The organism is Agriterribacter sp., assembly GCF_035445465.1.
In the GTDB taxonomy this organism is placed as follows: domain Bacteria; phylum Bacteroidota; class Bacteroidia; order Chitinophagales; family Chitinophagaceae; genus Agriterribacter.
The window spans coordinates 104555-123389 of record NZ_DAOMQT010000011.1; the positions used below are offsets into that span (position 1 = coordinate 104555).

The 18835-nt window shown below is 43.3% G+C and carries 15 protein-coding genes; 7 read left to right on the forward strand and 8 right to left on the reverse strand.

The features are described 5' to 3' along the window. Positions 1-90: 90 nt before the first annotated feature. The 6 genes from PLE34_RS08305 to cobA all read right to left on the reverse strand — a co-directional run bounded on the left by PLE34_RS08305 (position 91) and on the right by cobA (position 5675). Positions 91-1689, reverse strand: a complete 1599-nt coding sequence (locus PLE34_RS08305; protein WP_324555809.1) for an ATP-dependent DNA ligase — start codon at positions 1687-1689, stop codon at positions 91-93. A 2-nt stretch (positions 1690-1691) separates the two neighbouring features. Continuing rightward, positions 1692-2735 (reverse strand): ligase-associated DNA damage response exonuclease, encoded by a 1044-nt coding sequence (locus PLE34_RS08310; RefSeq protein WP_324555811.1) that lies wholly within the window; start codon positions 2733-2735, stop codon positions 1692-1694. A gap of 194 nt (positions 2736-2929) precedes the next feature. After that, on the reverse strand, positions 2930-3433 hold the full coding sequence (locus PLE34_RS08315) for a hypothetical protein (RefSeq protein WP_324555813.1): 504 nt from the start codon (positions 3431-3433) through the stop codon (positions 2930-2932). A 117-nt stretch (positions 3434-3550) separates the two neighbouring features. Then, positions 3551-3979 carry a LytR/AlgR family response regulator transcription factor gene (locus tag PLE34_RS08320; protein ID WP_324555815.1) on the reverse strand — a complete coding sequence of 143 codons (429 nt, stop codon included), beginning with the start codon at positions 3977-3979 and terminating at the stop codon, positions 3551-3553. Positions 3980-4143: 164 nt separating this feature from the next. Beyond that, on the reverse strand, positions 4144-4836 hold the full coding sequence (locus PLE34_RS08325; RefSeq protein WP_324555817.1) for a Crp/Fnr family transcriptional regulator: 693 nt from the start codon (positions 4834-4836) through the stop codon (positions 4144-4146). 32 nt (positions 4837-4868) lie between these two features. Beyond that, the gene (cobA, locus tag PLE34_RS08330) at positions 4869-5675 is read right to left on the reverse strand and encodes a uroporphyrinogen-III C-methyltransferase (protein ID WP_324555819.1); all 807 of its coding nucleotides are present in this window, start codon (positions 5673-5675) and stop codon (positions 4869-4871) included. Between the two features lie 225 nt (positions 5676-5900). Between cobA and nirB the strand changes: the two genes are divergently transcribed. The 6 genes from nirB (at position 5901) to PLE34_RS08360 (ending at position 14261) form a co-directional block, all read left to right on the forward strand. Next, the gene (nirB, locus tag PLE34_RS08335) at positions 5901-8396 is read left to right on the forward strand and encodes a nitrite reductase large subunit NirB (protein ID WP_324555821.1); all 2496 of its coding nucleotides are present in this window, start codon (positions 5901-5903) and stop codon (positions 8394-8396) included. A 95-nt stretch (positions 8397-8491) separates the two neighbouring features. Further along, positions 8492-8878 (forward strand): nitrite reductase small subunit NirD, encoded by a 387-nt coding sequence (gene nirD, locus PLE34_RS08340; RefSeq protein WP_324555823.1) that lies wholly within the window; start codon positions 8492-8494, stop codon positions 8876-8878. A gap of 78 nt (positions 8879-8956) precedes the next feature. Then, on the forward strand, positions 8957-10327 hold the full coding sequence (locus PLE34_RS08345) for an alginate export family protein (protein WP_324555825.1): 1371 nt from the start codon (positions 8957-8959) through the stop codon (positions 10325-10327). A 9-nt stretch (positions 10328-10336) separates the two neighbouring features. After that, positions 10337-11203, forward strand: coding sequence for a formate/nitrite transporter family protein (locus tag PLE34_RS08350; protein ID WP_324555827.1), 867 nt, complete (start codon positions 10337-10339; stop codon positions 11201-11203). 392 nt (positions 11204-11595) lie between these two features. Then, positions 11596-13251 carry a DNA repair protein RecN gene (recN, locus tag PLE34_RS08355; RefSeq protein WP_324555829.1) on the forward strand — a complete coding sequence of 552 codons (1656 nt, stop codon included), beginning with the start codon at positions 11596-11598 and terminating at the stop codon, positions 13249-13251. Between the two features lie 197 nt (positions 13252-13448). Further along, complete coding sequence (locus PLE34_RS08360) at positions 13449-14261, forward strand: enoyl-ACP reductase FabI (protein ID WP_324555831.1); 813 nt, start codon at positions 13449-13451, stop codon at positions 14259-14261. Positions 14262-14316: 55 nt separating this feature from the next. Here PLE34_RS08360 and PLE34_RS08365 read toward each other — a convergent pair whose 3' ends face one another. Then, complete coding sequence (locus tag PLE34_RS08365) at positions 14317-14706, reverse strand: RNA-binding S4 domain-containing protein (RefSeq protein WP_324555833.1); 390 nt, start codon at positions 14704-14706, stop codon at positions 14317-14319. A 138-nt stretch (positions 14707-14844) separates the two neighbouring features. Here PLE34_RS08365 and PLE34_RS08370 point away from each other — a divergent pair, with 138 nt between their 5' ends. Next, on the forward strand, positions 14845-17049 hold the full coding sequence (locus PLE34_RS08370; protein ID WP_324555835.1) for a S9 family peptidase: 2205 nt from the start codon (positions 14845-14847) through the stop codon (positions 17047-17049). Between the two features lie 236 nt (positions 17050-17285). Here PLE34_RS08370 and PLE34_RS08375 read toward each other — a convergent pair whose 3' ends face one another. Continuing rightward, entirely contained in the window at positions 17286-18629 is a 1344-nt protein-coding gene (locus PLE34_RS08375; RefSeq protein WP_324555837.1) for a D-alanyl-D-alanine carboxypeptidase/D-alanyl-D-alanine-endopeptidase, read from the reverse strand. Positions 18630-18835 lie beyond the last annotated feature (206 nt).

Sequence of the window (18835 nt, forward strand, 5' to 3'; positions counted from 1 at the left end):
CCAATAAAATATGCTATAGGTGTATCTTTTACCACACAAGAAAATCAGAAACCAACGGCTACCTGTGTATTTTTATAAATAGAGGGGAGATCATTTATACAGTTCCAGAATATTTTTCAAATTTTCCAGTGTATCTGCTTCCGTTGGTTTTTTATCCTTGCGCCAGCTCAGGATACGCGGAAACCGTACAGCGATCCCCGATTTATGCCGGGCAGACTTATTAATACCTTCAAAACCAATTTCAAAAACCAGTTCAGGCTTAACCGTACGCACGGGCCCGAACTTTTCAATGGTATGTTGTTTGATGAACCTGTCTACTTCAGTAATTTCCTTATCAGTGAGTCCTGAATACGCTTTGGCAAACGGAATTAACGTATTGTCTGCATCCCATACAGCAAAAGTATAATCCGTATACAGCTCTGTTCTGCGGCCATGGCCTTTTTGCGCATAGATCAATACCGCATCAATGCTTAAAGGATTTACTTTCCATTTCCACCACTCCCCTTTTTTTCTGCCTGCCTGGTAAGCACCCGTTTTGTTTTTTAGCATAAAGCCTTCTGCGGCATGCTCCCTGGATTGTGTGTGCAGTGTTTTCAGATCCTCCCAACCGGCAAATACAAGTAATGGGGAAAGATGAGCCACAGGAGTTGCCTGCATGGTATTAAAGAGCTGTTCCAGATTTTCTCTTCTCTGCTGCTGTGGTAATGGCCGGATATCAATTCCACCGGCTTCCAGTATATCGTATGCAATGAATGCTAGCGGTGCATCCTGCAAAATTTTCTTCGTCAGGTTTTTCCTGCTTATACGTGTTTGCAGCATATTAAAAGGCAGTGGTTTGCCATCTCTGAAACTCACTATCTCTCCGTCTAATACAGTGCCATCGGCTAACAAATTTTTCAAAATATGCAGCTCCGGAAATTTATCTGTAGCTAATTCTTCTCCTCTCGTCCATATATACAATTCATTGTTACGAAAAATAATTTGTGAGCGTATGCCATCCCATTTCCATTCAGCGTACCAAGCCGCGGGGTCTCCCAACCCTGAAATATCTCCTTCCACGGAATAAGCAAGATAAAAAGGATAAGGTCTTGAATCATTATCGTTCTCCCCTTCTTTAAAGATCAGTTCATCAAAACTTATTTCAGCAGGCTTCCAATTGCCCATTATACGATGTGCAATAATGGCCGGCTCCATTTTTGTAGCTTCCCCTATAGCACGAATCACTAAAGTTTGAGAAACGCCGATACGAAAGCTTCCCATCAGCAATTTATTAAACACGAATATTTCGTGCTGTGTTAATTGCTGCCATGCCTCCAGGATTTTTATTTTCTTTTCTTCATCTGTCAATGAGGGCAACACCCTTAAGTAGTCAAACCAGTCGCTTAACGACTTTTCCGTTAAAGTGTTATTATGCGGAGGCAGTACCAGCGATATGGTTTCGCCCAGGTCGCCAACACTGTTGTAACTTTCCCTGAAAAGCCAGTCCGGTATCTGCGCTTCCCCGGCAGCCCATTGCTGCATTTGCGTACTGTTTACTTTAAATGAAGGACGTCGTCCTGTAAACAAAGCGAGTGCCCATATTTTATCCTTATCCGGTGCAGATGAAAAATATTGTTTCAGCAATTCAACCTTTTCATTGGTTTTATTGGTACGGTCAAGATCTAAAAATAATGCTGCGAACGCCTTCATGGTTAAACCTCCGGTTTGATTGAATCCTGTTCACCAGGAATGGGTTGCTCACTTTCATCCTCTTTTCCATACCTGGTTATTACTTCGGTTGCTTCTATATTGTTTTCATTCAGCCAACGCGAAAAAACACTGGTAAACCCATGCGTTACAAATACCTTTTCGGCACCTGTACTTTTTATAGCTGCATTTAATCCATTCCAATCGGCATGATCGCTTAACACAAAACCCTGGTCAACAGCTCTCCTGTTCTTTGCACCGCGCACCCGCATCCATCCGGAGCAATAACCCATAGAAAACGGGGCAAATTTTTTAAGCCAGGGTGAACCACTTGCCGAGGGAGGGGCTAATACCAGCGCATTTTTAAAAAGTTTCTTATCTATGTCTTTTGTTACAAGTGTGAGCCGGGGCAAATCAAATCCCGCCTGCCGCAGCCTTTCATTGCAATAGTATACCGCACCATGCGCAAATATTGTTTCATTCTCTGTTCGGATATTTTTCAATATCCGTTGCATCTTCCCCAGCGCGTATCCTAAAAGCAGGCTCACCTTTCCTTCCTGTTTATTTTTGCTGTGCCATGCCCGTATGCTGTCGAATACTTTTTCCTGCGGTTCCCATTTGTATATGGGCAGGCCAAAAGTGGATTCAGATATAAACACATTGCACTTTACCGGCTCAAAGGGTGTTGAAAAATGATCATCCTCCAACTTATAATCCCCGCTTACCACCCAAACCATATCATGGTGAGCAACGCTTACCTGTGCAGAACCAATGATATGTCCTGCCGGGTGCAATGAAAAATTTACCCCGTTAATAGTAAATCGTTCCCCATATTGAACTGTTTGTAAAGAAATGTCTTCTCCCAGGCGTTGGCGTAAAACAGCTTCACTATCCTTATGTGCAAGATAATGCCGGCTGCCAGCCTTTGCATGATCGCTATGGGCATGTGTAATAATTGCACGGTCAACAGGAATGGAAGGATCAATATGTACATCCGCAATAGGACAGTAAATGCTGCTGCCATTAAACCGGAGAAGATCAGGGCGCATAATGAATTACCCATTTACAATGCAGGGGCTTAAACCTGAAGTATTGGTTCTCCATAATCTTCCGCCTGCATCAATTAAAAATTATTTACTGTCTGCCTCAGCAGCAGTAATATTCATTCACTTTTGTTATCACTCTAAGATTTGCAAAGCATATGCCAATCCATCCCGGCAGCATTTGCCGGAGGTCTCCTTCCTTATTTCCACTCATCAAAAACATACACTTCATACCAGTTCTCTCCCACGTCAGCTATATAGAATCTTTTATCCTTTGCTTTGTCTGTATACTTTTGAGTGATGATCTTTCTTTGCACACTGCCCTTCTTTAATTTAAGATACCCGTATACCGCTTCCGTATACTCCAGCGTTTCAGCACTGCCTTCATGCAATAAAATAACATCCGGGTAATCCGGAATGATCCAGTCAATATAGGTTTTATCGGCTTCGCTGAGCATTCTCGCAGAGGGCAACGGCGGTTCATCTGTAAGCAGTAAATCAGGTTGCACAGTGATGTTTTCCTTTAGTGCTATTGTATCATCCGTGCCAAATTTTACGGAATAACCAGGAGTACTATCTGCAACAGTAATGGTATCTGCCTGTAGTGTGTGAGGCTGATCGCGGCCTGGCGTCAATGCATTACAACCACCTGCAATCATGATCGCTCCGATAAATAATACTGTACTATTTTTTCTCCGTTTCATATATCAGTATAGCAGCAAATATTTGTGCCTGACATTAAAAGTATTTACTGTATATTCTGATGCGAAGATAAATGCTGCACTCCATTCAACCTGTGCTATGGAAAGCGTAACCAGTGTTTATAACAACATTTGTTTAACCGAAGGAAGATAATGCCTCCCAATACTAATTTCCACATCATTGTGCAGGGCAATAAATGTTCCGGAAATACGCCGGTATAATTCCCTGATATGCGCCGTGTTAACGATATAAGAGCGGTGTATGCGCAGAAACATGGCAGGATTAATCTTTTTTTCAATAAAGCTGATGCCATACGAGCTCAGGTATACTTCATTATTAATGGTATATATGCGGGTATAATCTCTGGCGGCTTTAAAATGTGTGATATCTGATACCACGATGCTTTTTAAACGCCTGCCGTTTTCCACCAGCATTTTGCCGGGATAAGCAGCAGCAACATTTTTAGCTCCGCTCTCTTTTTTCAGGCACCATCCTGCATATGTATCAAGCGCAGCAGCGACATCCCTGCTACTGCAAGGTTTCAGCAAATATTGTTAACAGGAATGTAATTGTTCGTGATAACCGTTCGCTTTACAAAAATGCGTTGTAAGCCTGTAACTACTTATACCGTTCATCCAAAAACCATTACACAAACCGGATCGGGGAACGCAACTGTTGCCGAAAACAGGAGATGTATTCCTTTACAAAACCATTAGCTCCCTTCCTCTGTAAGCATCCTTAATTTTTCATCATTAATGATCCTGATATTTTTACCCGACAGGGTTACCATACCCTCCCGGGTAAATGCTGTCATCAGCCGGAATACCGTTTCATATGTAGTGCCGGCATAAGCGGCAATATCCTGGCGGCTGAGCGTGATGCCGGTAAACCCCTTGTCATTTACGCCAAATTTTTCTTTCAGCTTCAGCAAAGCATAGGCCAGCCTGCCTTTTACCGGCATATGGGCCAGGTTACGCATGTTCTTTTCGGATTCCTGCAGCTCCTGCGCATAAAACAACATCAGCTTAAACAGTAATTCTGTATTGGTACGCAGCGTGGCATAAAAAAAACTTTGATCAATATAGCATACTTCAAGTGGCTCTAAAGCTGTGGCAGAGATCGGGTACAACGCATCTGTTCCAAATCCGCGGTGACCGAAAATATCACCCTGCTGCGCAAACCGTACGATCAGTTCCTTTTCTTCACCCCAATGTTTATGGATCTTTACGGAACCCCTGTACACGAAATATATACCGTTTACCGGATCGCCTTCTCTAAAAACAAGCTCTCCTTTTTTATACTGAAAATTTCGGCGATGTGCTTTAATGGCCGGGAGCCACTCGGGTAAACACATGCGGCACATCAAACAACACTGAAGATCACAATCTTTTTTGGGGTGCTTCATTTTAACGCTTATACCGTGAAAATAGGATTTAATTACTGATTCCCGGTACAGGCAATCATTTGCGGAGCAACGATTGTATTAGCAACAGTTATATTGCTCAATTGTTGCAGCCAGTTGTGATGTAATTTTACCACCTCACCCACTACTATAACCGAAGGGTTGCTCATACCTTCACACTGCACCCTGAAAAAAATATCTTTTACCGTACCGGTTATTATTTTTTCCTTTTCGGTGGTACCGTTTTGTATAACGGCAACCGGCGTTTCACTTTTTCCATTGCCTCTGAAAATATCCATTATGGCTTCCAGCTTATTCATTGCCATTAGTATAACAACCGTTGCCGTAGACTGTGCCGCAAGGCAAATATCGGCCGATATATCTCCGGAACGGGTAGTGCCGGTAGTAACCCAAAAACTTTCTGCCATCCCCCTGCAGGTTAAAGGAATACCCTGCGCAGCCGGTACCGCCACGGCACTGGAAATACCAGGTATCACTTCTACGGCAATGCCATTGCTGCGCGCTGCCTCCATTTCTTCCTGCGCCCTTCCAAAAACAAAGGGATCGCCGCCTTTCAGCCTTGCCACATGTCCGTATAATAATGCATAGTTTACAATAAGATGGTTAATTTCCTGCTGCGAAAGGGCATGGCATCCAAAGCGTTTTCCTACAAATACCGCTTTAGCGCCCGGAGACATATAGGAAAGCAATGCTGTATTTATTAAAGCATCGTATAAAACCACATGGGCAGATGCAATTGCCCGGATTGCTTTTACAGTAATCAGTTCAGGGTCGCCGGGACCGGCGCCTATGAGAGATAAGAGTGATGCTTTTGATTTCATTTTATCAAATTATGAATATAAATATATAATATATTTTAACCAAAACTACTGAATATTAAATATTGATCATTAATTTTATGATATAAATAATATTTTTATAGTTATTTGTTGATATAATTAATGAATAGTATTACATATTATTTGCAATAATATAATATTTACTCTCTTTCCTTTTAACGATTACCTGCCTTTTTTTAAAATAGTATAGATTAAAACCAGACTACTATGAAGGTAATTGTAATTGGAAATGGCATGGTTGGCCACAAATTTTGTGAGAAATTATTGGCTAGGGACAAAAAGCAAGTATTTCAAATTACTGTGTTTGGCGAAGAAGCCCATCGCGCGTACGACAGAGTGCATCTTACAGACTACTTTTCCGGTAAAACTGCTGAAGATCTATCGTTGGTTGATCAGAACTGGTATGTTGCTAATAAAATAGACCTGTATTTAGACGACCCGGTGGTAGAAATAGATAAATACAATAAAAAAATAATATCTTCTAAGGGCCGGGAATTATCATACGACTACCTGGTACTGGCAACCGGCTCTGCTCCCTTTGTACCAAATGTGCCCGGTACAGATAAGCATGGGGTATTTGTTTATCGCACAATTGATGACCCGGAATTGATCACTTCCTATGCTTTCAGGGCCAAAAAAGCAGTAGTGATTGGAGGAGGCTTATTAGGATTAGAAGCAACCAAAGCGTTGAAAGACCTTGATCTTGAAACGCATGTGGTGGAATTTGCCCCCCGCTTAATGCCACGTCAATTAGATGAGAGCGGCGCTGAATTTCTTAAAAGTAAATTAGAGCACATGGGAATACATGTGCATCTTAATAAAGCTACTTCATCTGTTTCCGGAAAGGAGAAAGTGGAAGCCCTGGAATTTAAGGATAACAGCAGGCTTGAAGTAGATATGGTGGTAATTTCTGCAGGAATCAAACCCAGGGATGAATTAGCCAAAGATTGTGGCTTAAGAACCGGCCCCCGGGGAGGTATCATTGTAAATAATAAGTTGCAAACAAACGATCCATGCATTTACGCAATTGGAGAATGCGCTTTGTTTGAAGGTATGGTATACGGCCTGGTTGCGCCCGGTTATGAAATGGCGGATATTGTTGCTTCACAATTAACAGGCACGGATAAAGTGTTTGCAGATTTTGATATGTCAACCAAATTGAAATTGCTCGGAGTGGATGTGGCAAGTTTTGGAGACGCGCTGGCTATAGAAAATGAATGCAGTACCATTGTATTTGAGGACAGGGTTTGGGGGATATATAAGCGCCTGAACGTTTCTACCGACGGAAAATATTTGCTGGGAGGCATCCTCGTTGGCGATGCGTCTGCCTATAATATATTGTTACAAACTTATAAAAACGGGTTACCCCTTCCACAGAATGCGGAAGACGTATTTATGAAATCGGGCGCTGCCGGTAAAATGAATGCAGGAAGCGGAATCGCTGCATTACCGGATGCCGCGCTTATCTGCTCCTGTGAAGGGGTATCCAAAGGCGCCATCTGCTGTACAGTGAAAGACTATGGCATTGAAGATCTGGATGGAGTTAAAAAAATAACAAAAGCCGGAACCGGCTGCGGTGGCTGTGTTCCTATGATAAAAGATATCATAAGCGAAACATTAAAGGAACTTGGTAAAAAGGTAAAGCCTGCTATTTGTGAACATTTTGCTTACCGCCGCCAGGAATTATTCGACCTGGTTAAAGTACATGGTATTAAAACCTTTGATGAGGCATTGGATAAGTTTGGCAATGGCGCCGGATGTGAAGTTTGTAAACCCGTTATGGCATCTATTTTAGCCAGCGCCTGGAATGATTCCATATTAAAGCAACCTGCTATCCAGGATACCAACGACCGCTACTTAGCCAATATTCAAAAAGGAGGAACCTATTCTGTAGTACCCCGCATCCCCGGAGGAGAAATAACGCCGGATAAGCTGATCGTCATTGGCCGGATCGCCAAAAAATACAATCTCTATACAAAAATAACAGGAGCGCAACGGATAGACATGTTTGGCGCACATGTAAGTGAATTGCCACTGATATGGGAAGAGTTGGTTGCTGCCGGCTTTGAAAGCGGGCATGCCTATGGAAAGGCCCTGCGTACCGTTAAAAGCTGCGTAGGTTCTACCTGGTGCCGCTTTGGTTTACACGACAGCGTAAGCTTCGCCATTCGCATAGAAGAACGATACCGGGGATTGAGGGCGCCGCATAAAATTAAATCTGCTGTTTCAGGATGCGTTCGGGAATGCGCCGAAGCACAATCGAAAGACTTCGGCATTATTGCCACGGAAAAAGGGTGGAATCTTTTTGTGGGCGGCAACGGGGGATCCAAACCCCAGCATGCCGTGCTGCTGGCTTCGGATATTGATGAAGAAACCTGTATCCGCTATATTGACCGTTTCCTGATGTTCTATATTAAAACAGCCGACCCCTTAACCCGTACCGCCACATGGATGAACAAAATGGAAGGAGGAATAACATACCTGCAAAACGTGATCGTAAACGACAGCCTGGGTATAGGCAAACAGTTGGAAAAAGAAATGCAAAACCTCGTGGATCATTATAAATGCGAGTGGAAAGAAGTGGTGGAATCACCGGAGCTCAGAAAACATTTCAATCACTTCGTCAATTTGCCCGGTGAAAAAGATCCTAATGTACAGTTCGAAGCACTACGGGGACAGAAAAAAGCAGTTGACTGGAAATGAGGAAGAAGGAGAGAGGTGAAGGGTGAAAAAATACTGCCTGGCAAAAAATAAAACAATATTGATTCGGAATCAAATAACCACTTAAAATCAAGCACATGAATTACAGTATCACAGAAGATATTCAATGGTATCGGGCCTGCATGATCACAGACGTGCCCGAAAACGGGGGCGTATGCGTGAAATATAAAGACGAACAGATCGCTTTGTTTCATTTTGCACGGCGCGGAGAGTGGTATGCTTCCCAGAATCTTTGCCCTCATCGCCGTCAAATGACCATTAGCCGGGGAATGATCGGCTCGCAGGGCGGTGAACCCAAAGTAGCCTGCCCACTGCATAAAAAAACGTTTTCGCTTATTGACGGCCGTTGCCTCAGCGATGAAGAGGGTTGTGGTATTAAAACATACCCCGTTAAAGTAATAGATCAGTATGTATATATCGGAATTGTTGATGACAAGGATAGCAGCCAAGCCATTTGCGCATAGATAAGCCCGGAAGGTGGCACCCTTCCAGGCTTTTAGTTTGTAAATAAGACACACTCATTTAAAACCAGTCAAATGTACATGAAAAAAAAGAGCTGGTATGCGACCGCATATATTCTTTTACCGTTAGCTTTTTCTTCTCCCTTGCAGGCACAATTCAATATATCATGGCAATTGCGCAACAGGGCGGAGTTCAGATCAGGACAGGGCGCCCCGTTACCTGAAAATGCTCCACCCGCTTTCTTTATTTCGCAGCGAACAGGCTTGCAGGTTTCCTATAATACGCAACGACTCAAATTTGGTTTGGCACTGCGCGATGTGCGGGTATGGGGGCAGGACGTTTCCACCATTAATAAAATTTCCACGCAACAAAATAACGGCGTAATGCTGCATGAAGCATGGGCAGAAATATTATTATCGGACTCATCTGCCAAACAATATGCTTTATCGCTAAAAACAGGCAGGCAGGAACTGGCATATGACGACCAGCGGCTGATTGGCAACTTAGACTGGCTGCAGCAGGGCAGGCGGCATGACCTGGCCTTACTGAAATATGAAAAGCAGTCATGGACATTACACAGCGGCTTTGCATTCAACCAGAATAAAGAAGCGGCAAGCGGCACCATTTACAATAGTGAACCTCCGGGAAATTATGCGGCTTCTACCAATGGCGGCGCCATGTATAAAAGCATGGAATTTTTATATACCGGTAAAAAATTAAAAAACGGTAGCGTTTCGTTTCTGTTCTTCGCAGATCAGTTTAATAAATATTATCACGATAGCGTGAACAATACGGATGCCAAACAATTTCAAAAAGGCGCATGGACAAGAATGACTACCGGCGCTTATTTTAATAACCGCTTTTTTGATGCGCTGAGCATTACTGCAGGGCTGTATCATCAATTTGGGAAAAATGCATCAGGGCAGCAAATAGATGCATGGATGTCGAATCTGTATGCTCAATATGCAGTAACTAAAAAAATAGCGATAGGCGCGGGCATGGATCATACATCAGGCGGAATAACCGGAACAACAAGCCATGCATTTGATCCTTTGTATGGAACACCGCATAAGTTTTGGGGACTGATGGATTATTTCTATGCCGGAAGCGGCTTTGGCAACGGAGGGCTTAACGATTATTATGTGAAAGGGAAATGGAAGCTAACCGACAAATATGCATTAAGCGCAGATATACACCAGTTTTTCAGCGATAGTAAAATAGCTGATCCTTTGCATCCCGGCAGCGCGAACAGCAATTTTGGACAGGAGATAGATGTGGTTGCTGTATTGAACTGGAGCAAAGACATTACGCTTGAAGGCGGGTACAGTCATTTTTTTACTACTTCCCTGCTCTCCTCCCCCGCTGTTAAAAACATTTCCCATCCACAGCCCGGCGCCAACTGGGCTTACATTATGATCAATATTAAACCTGAATATTTTTTCAAATTTTAAATCCGCAGTATGAGCTATACCAAACCGGCAGAAGTTATTAACTTAATGATACAGGCTGGCAAAGCCAAAATACAACTATCGCCTTCTGATCTTTTAATCCGCTCCGCCTTATCGGGTGCTATCCTTGGCTTTGGCACCACCCTGGCGGTTACAGCCACTGTTCAAACCGGCTCCGGCATCCTCGGCGCAGCAATTTTTCCTGCATGCTTTATAATAGTAGTATTACTCGGACTTGAGCTGGTAACCGGCAGCTTCGCCATACTTCCGGCAGCTTATTTCGACAGGAAAATAACAATGAGTGCAATGATCAAAAACCTGCTATTTGTTTTTGCAGGTAACCTTCTGGGTGCATTATTATATGCCGTACTCTTCTGGATATCGCTCACCAATATGGGAAGCTCAGATACGCATGCGCTTATTCCGGCGATCATAAAAATTGCAGAAGCAAAAACAACGGGCTATGCACAGTATGGTGCAGCAGGCATGATAACGGTGTTTACTAAAGGCATATTATGTAACTGGATGGTAACACTGGGTGTAGTATTGTTTCTTACCTCTACTTCCGCTTCAGGAAAAATAATAGCCGCATGGCTGCCCATATTTATTTTTTTCGCACAGGGATTTGAACACGCCGTAGTAAATATGTTCGTAATCCCGGCAGGTATGATGCTTGGCGCCAAGGTAAACTTCGGTGATTGGTGGATCTATAATCAATTGCCTGTAACACTCGGCAATATAGTGGGAGGCGTAATATTTACCGCATTGGCCTTATACCTTACTTATAAAGAAAAAGTAATTCCCGCGAAAGAGATCGAAATGACCGGCAGCAAAGCCGTTTTGATGGAAAAAGCCGGCTATGAACGATTGGAGATTTGAAATTTGTAGTTTGTAGTTTATAGTTGCATTTCGCTTCGAATTTCAAACTTTCGGCTTCGGATTTCTTATTTGAAATTTATTTGGTTCTTAGTGCTTTGCGATCAGCGCTCAGCCGTCAGGTAGCAGGTGAGTAGCTACTAACGATAGAATGCACCCCTCTCACTTCTCACCTCTCCCTTTTCCTTCGAATTTCGAATTTTAAATATTCGGGCTTTGGTATTTATTTGGTTCTTGGTGCTTTTCAGATTGCATTTCCTTCGGATTTCGGATTTCCCGGCTTCGGATTTGAATTTTCTTTAATTCTTCCTTACATTCCCGTTCCGGATATGGAGCTATAGTTTTCTTGGACTGAAATAGGCTATCTGTTAACTTGCAGCGGTAACAGGCAGTTTATGCTTCAAAAACTATTTATACAGAATTACGCCATTATTGAATCGGTTGATATTGAGTTTTCCAGCAAGCTCAATATCATTACCGGTGAAACCGGTGCAGGTAAAAGCATTCTGGTTGGCGCCCTGGGGCTCATACTGGGCGAAAGAGCCGACAGTTCCGTATTATTTAATGCCGCCCGGAAATGTATAGTGGAGGGAAGCTTTTCCATTCAGGGCCGAAATGATATTTTAAAAACGCTGCAGGAAAGCGACCTGGATGCCGAAGAAGAGATTGTAATAAGAAGAGAAGTAGCGTCAACCGGAAAATCAAGAGCTTTTATTAACGACACGCCCGTAAACCTGTCCCAGCTCAAACAATTCGCGTCACTGTTAGTAGACCTCCATCAGCAGTTTGATACATTAGAACTTGGAGACAGTGATTTTCAGCGGGCAGTAATTGACGCGCTGGCGGGTCATCAAACCGTGCTGAAGCAATACCAGGAAGCTTATACAGTATACAGCAACACTCAAAAAGCGCTTGCCACCGCCAAAGAACAGCAGGCGGCTGCCAACAAAGAGCTGGATTACCATAAATTTTTATATAATGAGCTGGAAGAAGCGCAATGGAAAGCAAACGAAATTGAAGAATTAGACGCTGAACTGAAACTATTAGGCAATGCCGAAAATATTAAATCGGCCCTGGGTAAAATTAATTATGAGCTTAATGAAGGAGAGCAGCCGCTGGTTCAGCAATTGAAGGCACTGATCAATCAACTGCATTCGCTCCACGATTTCCATACCGCTATTCCGGCGCTGGTGCAAAGGTTTCAATCGGCCCAGATAGAATTACGTGATATAGCCGGCGACATAGAAAATTTAAACCATGAGATCCGGTTTGATGAAGAAAGAATACAGATGGTAAGCGACAGGCTTTCGCTGGGATATAAATTACTGAAAAAGCACGGCGTGCAAACCACCGGCGAATTATTAGATATACAAAGCAACCTGCAGCAACAATTAGATAAAGTGCTGAATCTTGATGCAGCGATCGCTCAGTTAGAAAAGGAAGCGGCAATACAATTAGCGCAGGCACAGCAACTGGCCCAAACCCTAACGGTTAACCGCCAAAAACAGGTAGCTCCTTTTGAGAAGAAGACCGATAAATTACTTACCCAGGTAGGTATGCCCAATGCCCGGATAAAAATAGCTATCAACCCGGCGGCCTTGAACATTACAGGCGGCGATGCCATTGCGTTTTTATTTGACGCCAATAAAAGCAACAAGTTTGAACCCTTACGAAAAGTAGCCAGTGGGGGTGAGCTCAGCCGCTTAATGCTCTGTATTAAATCACTGGTAGCCGCATCCGTTCAGTTACCCACCCTCATTTTTGATGAAATAGATACGGGCATCAGCGGCGAAGCCGCCCGGCAGGTGGGTATCATTATGAAAGACCTCGGTGAATCGCACCAGGTAATTGCCATTACACACCAGCCGCAGATAGCCGCTAAAGCAGACGCTCATTTTTTTGTATACAAAAAAGAAAAAGGTGAAAAAATAAATACACGTATAAAACTGTTATCGGCGGAGGAAAGAGTAGACACCATTGCACAAATGCTGAGCGGTGAAAAGCCCACCGCTTCAGCGCTTGAAAATGCAAGGGAGATGATGGAACGATGAGATTTGAAATTTGAGATTTAAGATTTGAGATTGTATTCGTTTCGGATTTAGCGTTTTAGGCTTCAAATTTATTTGTTGCCTGTTATTTGGTTTTGGGATTCTTTGCATTTTTCGCGGATTTCCTGCTTCAGACTTTGCATTATATTTGTTGCTTGCTTTTGAATACCTATTTTTACGCTCAATTTAAATATCATAATATGGCTTATAACCTTTTGCAGGGAAAGAAGGGAATTATTTTTGGCGCGCTGGATGAAAAATCCATTGCGTGGAGAACAGCGTTAAAATGTCATGAAGAAGGCGCCCGGTTAGTGCTTACCAATGCACCGGTTGCCTTAAGGATGGGCGAGATCAGCAAACTGTCTGAAGCAATAAACGCTCCGGTTATAGGCGCCGATGTAACCAATATGGATGACCTGAAGAAATTGTTTGAGGAATCCACTGCTCACTTTGGTGGTAAAATTGATTTTATATTACATTCCATAGGAATGAGCCTTAACGTAAGAAAAGGAAAATCCTATACTGAGCTGGATTATGGATTCAATCAAAAAACACTGGATATTTCTGCCATGTCGCTTCACCGGGTATTACGTACGGCATGGGATATGGACGCCCTGAATGAATGGGGCAGCGTGGTGGCGCTTACCTATATAGCCGCGCAGAGAGTATTTCCGCATTACAGCGAAATGGCCGACGCCAAAGCATTATTAGAAAGTGTTGCCCGCAGCTTTGGTTATCATTATGCCATTAAAAAGAAGGTAAGAATAAATACCGTTTCACAATCTCCCACACGCACTACTGCCGGCAGCGGCGTTAAAGGCTTTGACGGGTTCATAAATTATGCGGAAAAAATGAGTCCTTTGGGCAATGCTTCCGGCGATGATTGCGCTAATTATTGTGTGTCGTTGTTCAGCGATCTCACCCGCATGGTAACCATGCAGAATCTTTTCCATGACGGCGGATTTTCGCTTATGGGCGTTACACAGGAAGTACTTAACGAAATGGAAAAATAAAATCAGTAACAATCCGGCGGGCAAAGCTTAAAGCCCTCCGGATATTTTGCACCCATCATTCCTCCAGGAAATCATCTATATCCCTGCGCTCTTTTTTTGTGGGTCTTCCTACTTTGCTCAATCGCTTACCCGTATGAAAGCTGGACGCCTGGTATTCCAGTCTTTCTATTTCTTCCGCGGGGGTAATATCTATATAATATTTAACCGCCTCGCTGTATTGCACCCGGTTGTGCAGTAAGCCGCTTACTTTAATACGCCAGCGTTTCGCTTCGGTTTTGATTTCATACTCGTCATCTATATGCACATTCCGGGAAGCTTTAACGTTGTCTCCATGATATTTTACCTTCCCTTTATCACAGGCTTCCGAAGCTATGCTTCTCGTTTTAAAGATACGGATGGCCCAGAGATACTTATCTATCCGAAGTTTTTCTTTCACGTCATTCATAACGATATACATTAAACAATTTCATTATCGCAATTTAAGATGGTTTGATAACAGCATGCATTATCTTTCACCATTTATCAAATCTTTATTCATCATAACAGTTTCTCTTATAAATTTACTATTAAATTATTTTTGATTATGCAATATGGCGCTTACCTCAAAAGAAGCATTATCATTATCTATTTTATTTGTACTGCTTCTGCCGGACTGGCTCAGTTTAAAGCCGGGAAGGTAAACTGGACCACGGATGGAACAGGGTTGTATGAAATACAGGACAATATGCTCCTTCGTGTTAATCCGTTATCCGCGCAGCAGGTTACGGTATTGGCCACCGCTGCCCAACTAACACCCGGCGGAAAGGATAAGCCGCTGACAATAGCGGATTTTGAGATCAGCCCCGATGAAAATACACTGCTTATTTTTACCAATACTGCAAAGGTATGGCGTTATAATACAAGAGGCGATTACTGGGTACTGAACAAGGGTACAGGAGAATTAAAGCAAATTGGAAAAGATAAGCCCGGTCAGTCTTTAATGTACGCAAAGCTTTCTCCCGATGGAACCAGGGTAGCCTATGTAAGCGGGCAGAATATTTATGTGGAAAACATTGCTTCCGGCCAAACCACCGCGTTAACTACGGATGGCTCGCGCCAGTTGATCAATGGCACATTTGACTGGGTATATGAAGAAGAGTTTGGTTGCAGGGACGGTTTCAGATGGAGCAGCGACAGCAGGCATATAGCCTACTGGCAGGTTGATGCACACGGTACCCGCGATTATTTAATGCTTAACACAACAGACTCCATTTATTCATTCGTTGTTCCTGTTGAATATCCAAAAGTAGGACAATCCCCATCCGCCGTTCGTATTGGCGTGGTTAGCGCGGCAGGAGGCAATACCAGGTGGATGAATATTCCCGGCGATCCCAAACAGCATTACCTGCCCCGCATGGAATGGGCTGCCAATAATCAATCGCTCATTGTACAGCAATTGAACAGAAAACAAAATGAAAGTAAATTATACGTATGCGATATATCAGACGCAACGGTAAAGAACATATATACCGAAACAGACAAAGCATGGATTGATATTAAATCGCGCTGGAATGATGATGATCCACGCGGCTGGGAATGGATAAGCAATGGCACGGCTTTTTTATGGGTGAGTGAAAAAGATGGCTGGCGGCATATTTACCACGTTAGCAGCGATGGGAAAAAAGAAACATTGCTCACCAAAGGCAATTACGATATAGAAACCATCAGCGCTATTGATGAAAAAAACAATTATGTATATTTTATCGCCTCTCCCGAAAGCGCTATCCAGCGTTACCTGTACCGCACCAAAATGGACGGTAAAGGCAGGCTGGAACTGGTATCGCCCGGCAATTTAAAGGGAACACACGGTTATGAGATTTCTCCCGGCGCCCGGTTAGCGTTGCATACCTTTACTAACCGCTATACTCCTTTCGTAAGCGAATGGATCAAATTACCGGAACATAAGCCTTTGCAGGATAATCAAAGCATGGCCAACCGCATTAAAACGGCAGAAAGAAAAAACCTGGAATTTTTTACGATCACCACAGACGATAATGTTACCATGGACGGGTGGATAGTAACACCCGAAAATTTTGATTCTTCAAAAAAATATCCTGTACTGCTGTATGTGTATGGAGAACCCGGTAACACTACAGTTGAAGATAAATTTTCAACCGGTGGCAACCGTTTATTTAACGGCGATATGGCAAAAAGCGGCTACTTCTATGTATCCTTCAATAACCGTGGCACACCAACTTTAAAAGGGTCGGCATGGCGTAAAGCTATTTACCGCGATATAGGCGGCATCAATATCCGCGACCAGGCGATGGCTATGAAAAAACTATTGCAGCAACGCCCTTATTTAGATACGGCGCGCGTGGCAAGCTGGGGATGGAGCGGCGGCGGCTCTTCTACTTTAAATTTACTGTTTCAATACCCCGATATTTTCAAAACGGGCATTGCTGTTGCTGCAGTAGCCAACCAGCTTACGTACGACAACATTTACCAGGAACGGTATATGGGTCCGCCACAGGAAACCAAGGCAGATTATATCAAAGGGTCGCCTGTTACTTACGCCAAAAACCTCCGTGGTAATTTATTGTATATACATGGTACGGGAGATGATAATGTACATTACCAGAATGCAGAAATGCTGCTGAATGAACTGATTAAATACAATAAACAATTCCAGTTTATGTCGTACCCGAACAGAACACACGGCATTAGTGAAGGAGAAGGAACAACCCTGCATTTACGAACCTTATTCACTGATTATTTATTGAAGTACTGTCCGTCGGGAGCAAGGTAGATGATATTTGAAATTTGAGATTTAAGATTTGAAATTGCATCCGGGGCGATCAGGTGTCAGCAACCAGCAGTCAGCTATCAGTGAGTTAGTGCTAATAACAGGCTGTATATACCTTCGTTGCACCGCTCAAAGCTGATAGCTCACAGCCGGCTTCCTTCGGATTTCGAAATTCAGGCTTAGGATTTTAAATTTGAAATTTATTTGGTTCTTGTTTTTTGGTTCCCGGTGCTTTGTATTTACTTCCCTCTCAGTGCGTGTAAAAACGATTCCACTTTCTTCCGGATCATCCATGCGGGCTGCCTGTGATTGTTTACCAGTACGGAAAAGATGAGCAACCTGCCTGACTTTGTATATACATAACCGCTAAGACTCAACACACCCGACATGCTGCCCGTTTTAGCGTATATGAAGCTGCTATCGCTTTGATAGTAATGGCGCAATGTGCCTGTTCCTCCCGTTGGAAAAATTGTTTTCAACCTTTCCATTCCAAATTCATTTTTCATTTTATGGAGTATCCACACAAAGTCCTGCGGTGTAAATAAATTATACCGGCTCAGCCCGCTGCCGTCGGCCCACCGCGGGGTTTGGGGAAACCCTGCCAGGTCATTGGCCAGCAGGTATTGTATCATCCGCCTGTCATCCATTACACCCAGCTTTTCATTAGCGGTCATTAACAACACCTGCTCCGCAAAAAAATTATCGCTCCGGTACATCATGATCTTAAAAAGCGAATCGGATGGTTGGGAATGAATAATGCCGTCAGGCTGAATTACGGTTGTGGTTGAATCAATAGTTCTGCTCAGGGTATCCTTCAGTAGTTCCAGTGCTGATTGAAACCGGTTAGTAATAAAAGGCACACTTCGTTCAGCATTGACCTCCCTGCCCTGGGTGATGAAAAATTTATTTTCGGCTAATGCCCGCTGTACGGAAAATATTTTTGACGCGGTATCCCCGCTAAAATTCACTTTCCAGCTAATATCGGGTTCCGAATAAATGAATGCTTCTTCCCTTGCCATTGCCGCAATGCTACCCGAATCGCGCACCTGCATCCACCTGATCACATTCCCGTACACAGGAAAGGGGCTGCGTTCCGTCATATACGCATCGTTATAATCATCCCACATCCAGCCTTCACCCCATGCTTCCGCTTTCCAGCTATTTGTAGTAATAGTTATAGGTTTGGATTGCCTTTTTAAAAAATCAAATACCCGTTGGCTGCTAAAGTCAGGATGCAAAAAAGCAGGGTCTCCTGAAGGCACAATAAACAGGGTATCAGCCATTTCTTTGTATCGCAGCCCCACCAGGCTATCCTGCAGGTATTTCATGCCTGCATATAAAGAGATGATCTTGGTATTGCTGGCCGGTACAAAATATTTATCAGCCTGGTAACTGTAAATGAATTTATTTGCATCCGCATCAAAAACAGCAATGCCTGTATGTGCATCTGCCAGTACGGAATCGTTAAATAAATTATTCCTTACAATCTTATTTATCTTTTTTGAAACGCTACAGGAAGAAAGAAAAAACATTCCGGTGAGGAAGAAGATGATTGGTCGCGAAAAGGAGCTTAAATGATGCATGTTGGCAAGGGGTAAGCAGTGAGTTTTTACATTTCCACATTTCTCAGATTTTCATGTTTCCACATTTACATAGCCTGGGAGGCAAACCTGTTAGGACTGCTTAGCTTCGAGCTATCGCGGCAGTCCTGACAGGTTGCCAAATTAGCTCCTTTCCTGCGCTCTCAGCCAGCGTTCGGGTATTTCATTGCTGCTGGCCTGGATATAAT